This window comes from Xenorhabdus szentirmaii DSM 16338 (assembly GCF_002632585.1).
Classification (GTDB): Bacteria; Pseudomonadota; Gammaproteobacteria; order Enterobacterales; family Enterobacteriaceae; genus Xenorhabdus; species Xenorhabdus szentirmaii.
On the sequence record NZ_NIBV01000001.1, the window covers coordinates 814,197 to 828,034 of the forward strand.

A 13,838-nucleotide genomic window follows, 5' to 3' on the forward strand; every position below is an offset into this window, starting at 1 on the left:
ATACCCTATGCAATGACGTTTAACTGCTTGCCAATGCGTATAAATGCTTCTACCACATGCTCAATTTGTTCTTCAGTATGGGCAGCAGAGATTTGGGTCCGGATACGCGCCTGACCTTTAGGAACGACAGGATAGAAGAAGCCAATCACATAAATGCCTTCTTTCAGTAATTCAGCTGCGAATTCTTGTGCTAATTTAGCATCCCCCAACATAACAGGGATGATTGCATGATCAGCACCAGCCAAGGTAAAGCCTGCGGCAGTCATTTTTTCACGGAACAAATTCGCATTTTTCCAGAGACGCTCACGCAGGCCATCGCCATTTTTCAGCATATCCAACACGTTAATGGATGCAGAGACAATAGCAGGGGCCAATGAATTGGAGAACAAATAAGGGCGTGAACGCTGACGCAGCCACTCAACAACTTCTTTGCGTGCTGCGGTATAACCACCAGATGCGCCACCCAAAGCCTTCCCAAGTGTACCGGTGATGATGTCAACACGCCCCATAACATCACAATATTCATGTGTGCCACGGCCATGTTTGCCCACAAAGCCAACTGCGTGCGAATCATCAACCATGACTAATGCACCAAATTCGTCAGCTAAATCACAGATGGATTTCAGGTCAGCAATGACACCATCCATTGAAAAAACCCCATCAGTCGCGATCAGGATATTTTGAGCACCTTCTAATTTTGCCTTCTCTAACTGCGCCCTTAATTCTTGTATGTCATTATTCGCATAACGGTAACGTTTTGCTTTGCATAAACGGATGCCATCAATGATGGAGGCATGGTTCAAGGCATCTGAAACAATCGCATCTTCCGGCCCGAACAAGGTTTCAAACAAACCGCCGTTGGCATCAAAACATGAAGAGTACAGAATGGAATCTTCCATACCCAAAAATTCAGCTATCTTATTTTCTAATTCCTTATGGGAGTCTTGTGTACCACAAATAAAGCGAACGGAAGCCATACCAAAACCGTGGCTATCCATTCCCGCTTTTGCAGCAGCGATTAGGTCAGGGTGATTGGCCAACCCTAAGTAGTTATTGGCACAAAAATTAATAACCTGGCTGCCTTCAGAAACAGCGATATTGGCATGTTGAGCAGATGTAATAATGCGCTCACTTTTAAATAGCCCTTCGGAACGTGTTTGTTCCAACTGATCATTAATTTTCTGGTAAAACGACGCTGGCATTTTTCTCTCCTGAATACCTACAAAGTGAAAGGCGAGCTATATCTTACTGATAGATCCTGCCAGTGACGACATAACGAAAAAGATAATATCAACTTTGTAAAGTCGATCACGGCTTGGAGCCTGCCACAGGGCAACATTTCAGGATATTACCCTGTTTAAGCTGCTGTCGTCAGTAGGGTTAAGTGCTATTATACGCCCCAAAGTAAAGTGAACTGACTATTTAGAGGTGAGCCAAATGATTATTGTCACTGGTGGTGCAGGGTTTATTGGCAGCAATATTGTCAAAGCACTGAATGACGAAGGCTATAAGGATATTCTGGTTGTTGATAACCTGAAAGATGGCACAAAATTCGCCAATTTGGTTGATTTGGACATCACCGATTATATAGATAAGGAAGATTTTATTGCCAGTATCGTTGCGGGTGATGATTTAGGTGATATTGATGCCATTTTCCATGAAGGTGCATGTTCATCCACAACGGAATGGGATGGTAAGTATATGATGGACAATAACTATCAGTACTCCAAAGATGTGCTGCATTATTGCCTTGATCGCCAGATCCCTTTTTTGTACGCTTCTTCTGCTGCCACTTATGGCGGCCGCAGTGATAATTTCATTGAAGAACGCCGGTACGAAAAGCCTCTCAACGTTTATGGTTACTCAAAATTCCTTTTCGACCAATATGTTCGCGATATCCTGCCCCATGCTGATTCCCAAGTTTGTGGTTTCCGTTACTTCAATGTTTACGGACCACGTGAAGGGCATAAAGGTAGCATGGCAAGTGTTGCCTTTCATTTAAATGATCAAATCCAACAAGGGCAAAATCCGAAATTATTCTCAGGCAGCGAAAACTTCCGCCGCGATTTTATTTATGTCGGTGATGTTGCCGCGGTGAATCTGTGGTTCTGGAAAAACGGTGTTTCCGGTATTTTTAACTGTGGAACAGGCGGAGCTGAATCTTTCCAAGCTGTTGCAGATGCGGTTACTGTATTCCATAAAGAAAAATCGCCTGCTGTAGAATACATTGATTTCCCAGAGAAATTAAAAGGCCGTTATCAGAGTTTTACTCAGGCAGATCTGACAAAACTTCGTGCAGCAGGTTATGAAAAATCATTCAAAACTGTAGCAGAAGGTGTCACTGAATATATGCAATGGCTTAATCAGGATAATTAATCGACGTCTATGAAGATATTGGTGATCGGCCCATCATGGGTGGGTGACATGATGATGTCACAAAGCCTCTACCGTACTTTGAAAGCTTTGTACCCTAATGCAGAAATTGATGTGATGGCACCAGCATGGTGTCGTCCATTACTGGCAAAAATGCCGGAAGTGAATCAGGCCATAGCCATGCCCCTTGGACATGGCGCTCTTGCTTTGGGTGAACGCCGCCGGCTCGGGATCTCATTGCGTGAAAATAAATACGATCGCGCTTATGTATTGCCCAATTCATTCAAATCTGCGCTGGTGCCGTTTTTCGCCAATATTCCATTGCGCACAGGGTGGCGCGGAGAAATGCGCTACGGGCTATTGAACGATATCCGAACCTTGAACAAGAGCGCCTTTCCACTCATGGTTCAACGCTATGTCGCTCTTGCATGTGACGGGAAAACAGCCTGCAACGCAGAGGCTCTGCCTCAACCGATTTTATGGCCACAATTAAGTGTTAACGACGAAGAGATTGCAGAATCAACATCGGCTTTCAACATCTCTGATCACCGCCCTATCATTGGCTTTTGCCCGGGTGCGGAATTCGGTCCGGCTAAACGCTGGCCGCACTATCACTATGCCGCCGCCGCAGAAGAATTAATCACCCAAAAAGGCTATCAAATTTTGCTATTCGGCTCTGCTAAAGATCATGAAGCTGGTGAAGATATCCGCAAACTTTTAAGTAATGATGCCCGTGAAGAATGCCTCAATTTGGCAGGAAAAACGTCACTTGAGCAAGCCGTCAATATCATCGCCGCCTGTGATGCAATCGTCACGAATGATTCAGGATTGATGCATGTTGCGGCAGCGCTGAATCGTCCGTTGGTCGCACTATATGGCCCGAGTAGCCCGGATTTTACTCCACCGCTATCAGATAAAGCTGAAGTCATTCGTCTGATTACGGGTTACCACAAAATCAGAAAAGGTGATAGTGATGGTGGCTATCATCAAAGCTTGATCGACATCCAACCTGAAAAGGTTATCGCTTCGTTAGAAAAACTGTTGCAGGTGGAGAACCAGAATTAATGCGTGTGTTACTGGTCAAAACATCTTCAATGGGAGATGTTTTACATACTCTGCCAGCATTAACCGATGCACAGCAGCATCTGCCTGATATCCGGTTTGATTGGGTAGTCGAAGAGGGATTCGCTCAAATTCCCACTTGGCATGATGCTGTCGAAAATGTCATTCCTGTTGCTATCCGGCGCTGGCGGAAAAACTGGTTCAGAAAAGATATTCGCGAAGAGCGCGCGGCGTTTTGGCAACAACTGCAACAATACCAATATGACGCTATCATCGACGCCCAGGGCCTGTTAAAAAGTGCTTTCTTAGTGACACGTTTGGCTCACGGGCCGAAACATGGCTATGATAAAAAAAGCATCCGCGAACCTATCGCCAGCTTTTTTTACGATCATTGCCATACTATTAGCAAACAACAACATGCCGTTGAACGCATTCGGGCTTTATTTGCTGACAGTTTGGGCTATGCAAAACCTTCAGGCCAAGGTGATTACGCCATTGCCCGACATTTTCTGACCCAACCACCGAAAAGCGCTGCTGACTATCTCGTCTTCCTGCATGCAACAACCCGCGATGAAAAACACTGGCCTGAAGAGCATTGGCGGCAACTGATTGCCAGCATTGAACATACAGGCATGCGTATCAAATTACCATGGGGGGCAGAGCATGAGCATCAACGGGCATTAAGGCTGGCGGAAGGGTTCACTCATGTTGATGTACTGCCAAAGTTGACACTAAGTGAAGTCGCCCAAGTCCTTGCTGGCGCACAATCGGTAATTTCTGTTGATACCGGGCTAAGTCATCTGACTGCCGCACTTGACCGGCCTAATATTACGCTGTTTGGCCCGACCGATCCGGGTTTGATCGGTGGATATGGTAAAGAGCAGCATCCCCTAAAATCAGCAGATGGCACAATGCAAAGTATTAAGCCATCGGAGGTTAGGCTACTCTTAAGAGATATATTAAAAAAGCATCTTTCCTAATGGTAAAGTTTCACACCAACGATTTTTATATTCAAAAGTAGGATTTCCCAGGGAGTAACGCATGGTTTTATCTCCCTGCAGGCACTGTGCCTTTGCTTCTTGGATATTAACCCACATCAAAACACTACCAACACTCAGGTGTGAGTATTCAGGGTCATAACCCCCATTAATAGCGTCAAAGGAAATCCATTTGGGACTATCCGCCCGCATAACAAAATCATACGCACAGGGAGTATCATTGATAAGTAATACATAGCCAAATATATGCTCACGTAGCTCTGTATATATTTCAAGCAAAAACTGCCTTTGCTCAAATGAATGACTGCAATTCCAACGTTTTTGGTATAATTCGATATAGATATTGACTAATTCTTCAGCACTGAACTCACTCGCAGATCGAATTTCACCTCCTGCTCGTTTAAATCGGTTTATTTCATTGCTGCGATTACGGCGAGTTTTGTAAGAAAAATTATCTTTTATCAAACAAATTTGACGCTTACTGAAAAGAGGCTTATAACTAGCATTGATAAAATTATCTTGGTGAATAGGTGACAGCCTTTTTGATTTTATAGGCAAAAAAACTCTCTTGTTTGCTGAAATAGGAAAGATAACTTCATCATTGGGTAATGGATATTTACCCTGTATATTCTCGACTAACTTCTGTTTGCTAATGAAAAAAAATGCCCCATCAAGCAAATTACCTCTTTTCTTTATATAAAAAGAGATGTTTCTTCCTTCAATGCGTTTTTTCAAAAAAGCAATAATATTAGGATGCGTTAATATACACCCTCCTAAAAGGGTATGAGCTTCTGTATACTGTTCGAAATTACACTCCTTCCATCCTGAAAGGAATGCTTTTAATTTTGTCATATCCAATCCCATAAAATCAATTTAATTTAGCACATAAAATCTAGCGCCAAAAAATAACAACCCAAACTATAAAAGCATCTCTCAATAACTTACCAAATCACTTACTTCTGATTTTAATTACTATAAAACAGAATCATCATTTATCTCACATGAATAAATTTTATTTTTTAAAGTTTACCCATTGCAATTTTCTTAACAAATTACTCATTAAGATAAAAACACAGAATAATTGTATCATTCCACCGTCCATCCAACACTACATTGACTTAAATACCCATATTACAGTTAATACATTATCTTAATGATCATTTAAGCAAATTTACTTCTCTTTCATAAACTGGCTTATCAACATCATCAATAATGATAACCTTACATTTAATTAAAATATAACAACATTTCCTTTAGATAACCCATAATTGTCATGGAGGTTATCAGTTTATCCTTCAGAATTCCCAGAGAAATTTCAAATATATTGATGATTCATGATACTGATAACCTACTGATAATAATTTACATTCACCATTACCCTAATACAGAATTTTTCACTATCAAAAAAATCACCTGACTTATCTTGATGACATTTTCAACTGATAATACTCCGCCAATGTCATTCCCTGAGTTTTCGGTTTCAAAAACTCAAATAACCCTTCCAAGTCTTGATACAACTGCTCTATTTGCGCTTCATTCTGGAAAGTCGGGCTTCCGCCTGGCATAAACTCCGAGGAATGTAGCATAAACTCAACATAATCACTGCCATTCGCTAGAGTTTGTTGAACAACAGATTTCATCTGCTGCAAATTTCCGCCTTTTGGGCGTAACCAATTGACCGAGGCCGAACGTTGTTTTCCTCTCAACTGATCATATTTTTGTTTGATAAAATTCATCATTGGCGAGTGCTTATACTGAATACTCATTGGTACTTGCAATAAGGAAGAATCTCCCTCTTTAGCGATATTCTGCAAATCCATAAAATACGCATGCTCAGGAAAGCAGCTATAGTCTGTTCCACCATTCCCGTCAGGGTTACCTTTCGTCAGGCTCCAATCGATTTTTGGCGTAACAGAGCAATCCACTTGGTAGCCATACTCAATCAATAGTTGAGCATAGTACTCATTGAATGCCCAACGGCCTGCACGGTGACTCAGCATTTTAGTTTGCAGTTTCTCTTCCAACAGATGAGTCATAACATCAATTTTTGCTTTCACCTGCTCTTTTGGGTATTCAATCAGATAAGGCTTATTGCGCATGTCATCTTTGGTCAAAGGAATAACCGGAGGGCTGTTCCAAGCATGTAAATGCATACCTATCTCACCGGTATTCCGGGCAATAACATCTTTGGCAAATTCGATATAACTATCATCCATTACCATTTCATAGTTGGTCAACCAGACTGGTTTGAAGCCAAAGCGCTCACACAGATTCTGAAACCTTGGCAGAAACTGTATGTTTTTCGTTGAGATATGCTCGTTGTTTTGCCACAGATCATCACCTTCTGTGTCAATCGTGATAATAAAAGCAGGTAATGACATTAATAATTTACCAAAATGTGATAACAATAATCCCAATGGTACGCATAGCAAACATGTAGCGCAATGAGAGAATCCCAGGAATATAATTGGGATCAATGCCGTTAATCATCGGCTTAATAATACAGTTAAAGGTAACACGCTATAATTTTCATATGACTTAATTTCACCATATAACACCGGGCTTCAGAAGAACACGACTCATGACTAAAAAAAACAATGAAATCAAACGCATTCTGGTGATAAAACTACAACATCATGGTGATATTCTCCTTATCACACCGGTTATTAGTACCCTGCACCATTATTATCCAGAGGCAAAAATTGATGTTCTTCTTTACAAAGAAACCTCTCCCATGTTGGAAAATTCAGCTGAAATCTCCCGTATTTTTTCGATTGACCGCGAATGGAAGAAGTTGAGTTCAAAGAAAAAACTATCACATGAATGGAAGTTATTAAAAACGTTGCGGCAACAACACTATGATTTAGTGATTAATCTTGCTGATCAATGGAGGAGTGCCTTTATCACGCGCTTTACAGGAGCGCCTATGCGTCTGGCATTGGATTATCCGAAAAGGAAAAATTGGAAATGGCGCTTTTTCCATACCGATGTTATTCCCACCGATGACCACGATTCCTTGCATATCGTAGAGCAAAACCTTTCTATCCTGACCCCACTGAATTTCACATCATATATTACAAAAGTCACAATGAGTTATAGCAACAGCGACTTGCAATGGGTAAAGGAAACTCTTACCAGACACCATTTCTCAGCGCAATATGTTATGATTCAACCGACTTCTCGATGGTTTTTCAAATGTTGGGATGAAAAGAAAATGGCAGAGGTGATCACTTCATTACAAGCAGATGGGCATTCCATTATTATCACTTCCGGACCTGATCAAAGGGAACGGGAAATGGTAGAAACTATCTTATCGTATTGTGCTGATGATAAAAAAAATATGATTTCTCTGGCAGGAAATTTAACATTACCTAAACTTGCAGCATTGATTGATCATGCCAAACTATTTATTGGTGTAGATTCAGTCCCCATGCATATGGCTGCGGCACTAAAAACACCTTGCTTAGCGTTATTCGGTCCCTCCAAACTCACGTTTTGGAAACCCTGGCAATCTATTGGAGAAGTGATTTGGGCCGGTGATTATGGCAATATCCCACATCCAGACGATATAAAAACTCATACAAATGAACGTTATTTAGACCTGATACCAGTAGATGCGGTCATTGCAGCAGCAAGGAAATATATTTAATGAAGCCATTACGTTTAGCAATTGTCCGTCAAAAGTACCGCCCGGATGGAGGGGCTGAACGTTTTATCTCACGGGCTTTAGAAGCGCTGGAAAGCGAACAGCTTGAGCTCAATGTCATTACACGCTCTTGGCAGGGTACAAATAATCCGAATTGGCATATCCATCTCTGCAACCCTTTCAAATTTGGGCGCATCAGTCGTGAAAGTGGCTTTGCCAAATCAGCGCAAAAAATATGGAAAAAGGAACAATTTGATTTAGTTCAAAGCCATGAGCGCATTGCTGGCTGCGATATTTATCGTGCCGGTGACGGTGTTCATAAAAGCTGGCTGCATCAGCGCACACGTATCTTGCCAAAATGGAAAGCAAAATGGCTGCTGAATGATCGGTATCATCGTTATGTCATGGATGCCGAAGCAGAAATGTATGCAGACCCTGCCTTAAAGAAAGTGATCTGTAACGCAGAAATGGTAAAAAAAGAAATTATCGACGAGTTCGGCTTGGCCGAAGATAAAATTGCCGTGATATATAATGCCATTGATAGCACAAAGTTTTTTCCTGCTGATGAACAATCCCGTTTACAGCTCAGGCAACAATATCAGATCCCTGCAACAGCCAAATGTCTGGTTTATGTTGGTTCAGGGTTTGAACGCAAAGGGCTGTCTGCGGCTATTCAAGCCATAGCGAAAACAGATAGCTATCTTCTGGTTATCGGCAAAGACAAAGAACAAAAAAAATATCAGGAAATAGCCAATGCGTTAGGTTGTATTCATCGCATCAGATTTATGGGGCTACAAAAAAACACACTCCCCTTCTATCAATTGTCTGATGGATTACTATTGCCAACACTCTATGATCCATTTCCCAATGTAGTTCTGGAAGCGATGGCATGCGGACTGCCGGTCATTACCAGTACCACATGCGGTGGAGCAGAATTCATCACTGAAGGGAAAAATGGCTTCGTCTGCGACGCACTTGATATCAGTACAATAAGAGATGCGGTACAGGGGATCCCTAATAATGTATTTGGAACAGATATGTCTGTTGCAGCCAGAAATCAGATAATGGCAGCGACGCCTACTCATTTATCCAAACAGTTAATTGAGCTTTATCAACGAGTTTTAGCATAGTGAAAGAACATATTCTTTTTATTATTGATGGATTACCTGGCGGGGGAGCGGAAAATGTTACCCTCCGACTTGCGGCGGGTTTAAATCAATCAAACTATCAAATTTCATTATTTTCACTCAATACTCAGTTAGATTACACCATACCAGAAGGTGTTAATTACATCGTTAGCTCGGATGACTACAAAGGGCCGTTCAGAAGACTCTGTGAAATAAATCGCAGAGCGAAAGCAATGGATAAAGTTTTGTTGAAATTGTTTCAACAGAAAGGTAAACCCGCTCTGGTCATTTCTAGTTTGCATAAAACTGACCGTATTGTCGCAAAAGCAAAATCACTAAAAGATTGCAATGTATGGCATTGTATTCACGGAATTTTTTCCCAATCATACTTGAGCAATAAAAGTGGCCTTTCCCGTTGGGTGAAAAAAGAAAAAATCAAGAAAACGTATAAAAATAGGAAACTGATTTGTGTTTCCAACGCGGTTGGCAACGACTTATTAAACAATATTGGTATACAGCCGCAACATATCAAAACTATCTACAATCCCTTTAATTTTGAACAAATACGACAAAAAGCATCAGAAAAAAACCCTTACCACAGCATGGATTACATCCTGCATGTTGGCCGTTTTCATCAGGTTAAGCGCCAGGATAGGCTAATCAGTGCCTTTGCCAAGGCCAATATTCCATGTAAATTGCTCATCGTAGGACAAGGTTCTAAAAAGATGGAGGATTATCTTAAAGACAAAATCCATGAACATGGCCTTGAGGATAAAGTCATTCTGGCAGGCTTTCACTCTAACCCCCATCCGATTATCAAGGGAGCAAAAGCCGTTGCTATCAGTTCAGACAGTGAAGGTTTACCAACCGTCTTAATTGAGGCATTAATTTGTCACGTTCCTGTCATCAGCACAGACTGTCCCGGTGGTGTCAGAGAAATAATGACCGGAGAATTGGAAAATTACCTGTCCGAACTCAATGAAGATGCTTTGGCTGAAAAAATGCAGCTCGTTTACGAGAAGCCACCACAAATCACAAATCAGATGTATGACAAGTTTGAAACGCACCATATACAGAAACAATATATTGAATTAATAGAAAAATAGCCGCTCAGTACTTGTCTATAGATAAACGGAGCCGCATTTTGCACACTTTCTTCAAGCCAATGTGGTACTATACCCGCAGTCTATGTCAGTGAATTTGATAGAATGTTGCTTCGTTTATATCAGGTACTTCTCTACCTTATCCAACCAGTCATCTGGTTACGTCTGTTGCTGCGCAGCCGTAAATCCCCTGCCTATCGCAAACGCTGGGGAGAGCGCTATGGTTTCTGCGCCAAGAAAGTCACTCCGGGAGGAATATTACTTCATTCTGTTTCTGTCGGAGAAACACTGGCCGCCATTCCGTTAGTGCGGATCTTACGGCATCATTATCCTGCTTTGCCCATTACGATAACAACCATGACACCGACAGGCTCTGAAAGAGTCCTGTCTGCACTGGGCAATGATGTTAATCACGTCTATCTTCCTTATGACCTACCCGGTTCCATGAGCCGTTTTTTGGATCACGTCAATCCGAAATTGGTGATCATTATGGAAACTGAGTTATGGCCAAATCTGATTACGCAATTGCACCAGCGAGAAATCCCCTTGGTCATCGCCAATGCAAGATTATCAGCCCGTTCTGCCGCCGGATATCAGAAGATCAGCAGCTTTATTAAAACGATTCTCAATAAGATAACACTGATTGCAGCGCAAAATCAGGAAGACGGAGAACGTTTTATCGAACTGGGATTAAGACGAGCCCAACTCTCTGTAACTGGCAGCCTTAAATTCGATATTTCTGTTACACCAGAGCTGGCGGCCAAGGCGGTGACATTGCGCCGCCAATGGGCTCCCCACCGCCCAGTATGGATTGCAACCAGCACTCATGATGGTGAAGAAACCATTATTCTGGATGCACATTGCAAACTGCTGCAACAATTTCCTGACCTCTTGTTAATTCTCGTGCCCCGCCATCCAGAACGCTTCGGAAAAGCGCTGGAACTAACACAAAAAGCAGGTTTGAATGCAGTATTACGCAGTTCCGGCACGATCCCTGAACCGCATGTTCAAGTCGTTGTTGGTGATACAATGGGAGAATTGATGCTTCTCTATGGCATTGCTGATATAGCTTTTGTCGGGGGGAGTCTGATTGAACGTGGCGGACACAATCCTTTGGAAGCCGCAGCCCATGCTATCCCCGTCATTATGGGACCACATACATTCAACTTTAAGGATATCTGTGCCAAGCTGGATAAAGCCGATGGGCTGATTACCGTCACGGACAGCCAATCCTTAAGCTCAGCGATCAGTAGCTTGCTGAAAGATGAAGACTATTGCCGCTATTACGGTCACCATGCGGCTGAAGTCCTGCATGAGAATCAAGGGGCGCTTCAGCGCTTACTGAAACTTTTGGAGCCCTACCTTCCGCCACGGAGCCACTGATGAGTGCAAGAAAACGCCTATCCGTTGTCATGATTGCCAAAAATGCCGCTGACTTGATTGCAGATTGCCTGCTTTCTGTCGGCTGGGCTGATGAAATCATCGTCTTGGATTCAGGAAGTACTGATGAAACGTGCCGTATTGCCAGTGAAATGGGAGCCAAAGTCTACACGAATGCACATTGGCCCGGCTTTGGCCGCCAGCGGCAACTTGCACAATCCTACGCCAGTGGTGACTATATTTTCATGATTGATACCGATGAACGTGTCACGCCTGAACTCAAATTCGCCATTGAACAAGTTTTGGACAACCCTGACGATAATAAAGTCTATCGCTGTGCCCGCCTTAATTTGTTTATGGGGAAATTCATGAAACACAGTGGCTGGTATCCTGACAGAGTTATTCGTCTTTATTGTCGTGAGCGTTATCAGTACAACGACAATCAAGTTCATGAATCCCTTGATACTCAAGCGGCTTCTGTCGTGACTCTCAAAGGAAACTTACGACATTTAACCTGCCGCAGCCTGATGGAATTCCAACAAAAGCAACTCAACTACGCAAGGGATTGGGCAAAGCATCGCCATGAACAAGGCAAAAAAACCCATTACTTTTCAATTTTCAGCCATATGCTGGGCGCATTTTTCAAAACCTGGCTGTTGAGAGTAGGGTTTCTTGATGGAAAACAAGGGCTGCTCTTAGCTATTGTGAATGCACAATATACCTTCAATAAATATGCTGCGCTTTGGGAATTAACTCAAAAAAAGAGTAAATAAGATGAAGAGAAAAGCAATTTACCCCGGCACTTTTGATCCCATTACTTATGGTCATCTTGATATCGTGACGCGTGCCGCAAATATGTTTGACCATGTTGTACTGGCGATCGCCAACAGCGAAAGAAAAAATCCCATGTTCAATTTAGAAGAGCGGGTCGCCCTGGCAAAGGAAGTCACGGCTCATCTGGATAATGTCGACGTTATTGGGTTCTGCGAACTCATGGTGAATTTTGCAAAGAAACAGCAGGCCACTATCTTAATTCGCGGTGTACGTTCTTTTGCTGATTTTGAATATGAATGGCAACTCGCCAATATGAACCGGCATTTTATGCCAGAGTTAGAAAGTGTTTTTCTATTGCCTTCCCAAGATCTTTCTTTCGTTTCTTCATCTTTAATCAAGGATGTTGCCCGCCATGATGGCGATATTTCATCATTCCTGCCTGAGCCGGTTATACAGGCAATGCGACAGAAATTAGGCAAGAATTAACTCGATAACCTCCAGAAGCGCCAGAAACAATGAGGGCCAATGCCATCGGCCCCCAAATACACACTCAATACTGGCATTGGCGACAAAAAAATGTACTGCGTTGCCCTAACTTCACACACTCAATTTTCTCGCCGCATACCGGGCAACATTCGCCTTTTTTGCCGTATACAAACAGCTCCTGAGCAAAATATCCCGGTTTGCCATCTGATTGCAGGAAATCTTTCAATGTCGTTCCGCCTTGCTCAATAGAGCGGCACAAAATCTGTTTAATCGTGCTGGCCAATAAATGCGCTTCTTGCTGTGTCAGTGTATGCACCGGCCGCTCTGGCAAGATATGAGCAACAAACAAGGCTTCATTAGCATAAATATTGCCAACGCCAACGACAACTTTATTATCCATCAACCAAGGTTTCACCCGCATTTTTTTATTGCGAGAAAGCGTATAAAGATATTCACCATCAAACAGATCCGAAAGCGGTTCGGGGCCTAAATGTGACAGAACGGAACATTCATCAAGATTGTCACTCCATAACCATGCGCCAAAGCGTCGGGGATCTGTGTAGCGTAAAACTTTACCATCAGCCATCACCAAATCAATATGATCATGCTTTCCGGGAGGAAGCTCGTTCGACAAAATACGCAAACTCCCGGACATCCCCAAATGAATAATAATCCACCCTTCAGTCAGCTCAAGCAGTAAATACTTAGCCCGCCTTTGAACGCTAATCACTGGCTTGTCCGAAAGTGCCATGATTTGCTCAGAAACAGGCCAGCGCAACCGTGAATTTCTGACTTCAGCATATTGAATAATATTACCAACCAAATGAGGTTCAATTCCCCTGCGGCTGGTTTCTACCTCTGGCAATTCCGGCATACCGGCTCCTCGAAT

General features: G+C 42.6%; 13 protein-coding genes. 9 read left to right on the forward strand and 4 right to left on the reverse strand.

Annotated features, from left to right (window positions below; all coding sequences use genetic code 11):
* Positions 1–5: 5 nt before the first annotated feature.
* Positions 6–1,202, reverse strand: a complete 1,197-nt coding sequence (gene kbl, locus Xsze_RS03905) for a glycine C-acetyltransferase (RefSeq protein WP_038239904.1) — start codon at positions 1,200–1,202, stop codon at positions 6–8.
* Positions 1,203–1,437: 235 nt separating this feature from the next.
* Between kbl and rfaD the strand changes: the two genes are divergently transcribed.
* Genes rfaD through rfaC form a run of 3 tightly spaced genes read left to right on the forward strand, consistent with a single transcriptional unit; the run spans position 1,438 to position 4,415 of the window.
* Positions 1,438–2,376 (forward strand): ADP-glyceromanno-heptose 6-epimerase, encoded by a 939-nt coding sequence (gene rfaD, locus Xsze_RS03910; RefSeq protein WP_038239902.1) that lies wholly within the window; start codon positions 1,438–1,440, stop codon positions 2,374–2,376.
* Positions 2,377–2,385: 9 nt separating this feature from the next.
* Positions 2,386–3,438, forward strand: a complete 1,053-nt coding sequence (gene rfaF, locus Xsze_RS03915) for an ADP-heptose--LPS heptosyltransferase RfaF (RefSeq protein ID WP_038239900.1) — start codon at positions 2,386–2,388, stop codon at positions 3,436–3,438.
* Complete coding sequence (gene rfaC / locus Xsze_RS03920) at positions 3,438–4,415, forward strand: lipopolysaccharide heptosyltransferase RfaC (RefSeq protein WP_038239899.1); 978 nt, start codon at positions 3,438–3,440, stop codon at positions 4,413–4,415. The genes rfaF and rfaC overlap by 1 nt, the downstream gene beginning before the upstream one ends.
* Here rfaC and Xsze_RS03925 read toward each other — a convergent pair.
* Both Xsze_RS03925 and Xsze_RS03930 read right to left on the reverse strand, forming a co-directional pair.
* Complete coding sequence (locus tag Xsze_RS03925) at positions 4,395–5,285, reverse strand: GNAT family N-acetyltransferase (RefSeq protein WP_038239897.1); 891 nt, start codon at positions 5,283–5,285, stop codon at positions 4,395–4,397. The genes rfaC and Xsze_RS03925 overlap by 21 nt on opposite strands.
* 566 nt (positions 5,286–5,851) lie before the next feature.
* Positions 5,852–6,814, reverse strand: coding sequence for a polysaccharide deacetylase family protein (locus Xsze_RS03930; protein WP_038239895.1), 963 nt, complete (start codon positions 6,812–6,814; stop codon positions 5,852–5,854).
* 200 nt (positions 6,815–7,014) lie between these two features.
* On the opposite strand from Xsze_RS03930, the gene rfaQ reads away from it, so the two are divergent.
* From rfaQ to coaD, 6 genes are all read left to right on the forward strand, one after another.
* Positions 7,015–8,082, forward strand: a complete 1,068-nt coding sequence (gene rfaQ / locus Xsze_RS03935; protein WP_038239893.1) for a putative lipopolysaccharide heptosyltransferase III — start codon at positions 7,015–7,017, stop codon at positions 8,080–8,082.
* Entirely contained in the window at positions 8,082–9,209 is a 1,128-nt protein-coding gene (locus tag Xsze_RS03940; protein ID WP_038239891.1) for a glycosyltransferase family 4 protein, read from the forward strand. The genes rfaQ and Xsze_RS03940 overlap by 1 nt, the downstream gene beginning before the upstream one ends.
* Complete coding sequence (locus Xsze_RS03945; RefSeq protein WP_038239889.1) at positions 9,209–10,312, forward strand: glycosyltransferase; 1,104 nt, start codon at positions 9,209–9,211, stop codon at positions 10,310–10,312. The genes Xsze_RS03940 and Xsze_RS03945 overlap by 1 nt, the downstream gene beginning before the upstream one ends.
* Before the next feature lie 102 nt (positions 10,313–10,414).
* Complete coding sequence (gene waaA, locus Xsze_RS03950; protein ID WP_038239887.1) at positions 10,415–11,692, forward strand: lipid IV(A) 3-deoxy-D-manno-octulosonic acid transferase; 1,278 nt, start codon at positions 10,415–10,417, stop codon at positions 11,690–11,692.
* Positions 11,692–12,462 carry a glycosyltransferase family 2 protein gene (locus tag Xsze_RS03955; RefSeq protein WP_038239885.1) on the forward strand — a complete coding sequence of 257 codons (771 nt, stop codon included), beginning with the start codon at positions 11,692–11,694 and terminating at the stop codon, positions 12,460–12,462. The genes waaA and Xsze_RS03955 overlap by 1 nt, the downstream gene beginning before the upstream one ends.
* A gap of 1 nt (position 12,463) precedes the next feature.
* Entirely contained in the window at positions 12,464–12,949 is a 486-nt protein-coding gene (gene coaD / locus Xsze_RS03960; protein ID WP_038239883.1) for a pantetheine-phosphate adenylyltransferase, read from the forward strand.
* Between the two features lie 64 nt (positions 12,950–13,013).
* On the opposite strand, the gene mutM is transcribed toward coaD, so the two are convergent.
* Positions 13,014–13,823 (reverse strand): bifunctional DNA-formamidopyrimidine glycosylase/DNA-(apurinic or apyrimidinic site) lyase, encoded by an 810-nt coding sequence (mutM, locus tag Xsze_RS03965; RefSeq protein ID WP_038240101.1) that lies wholly within the window; start codon positions 13,821–13,823, stop codon positions 13,014–13,016.
* Positions 13,824–13,838: the final 15 nt, after the last annotated feature.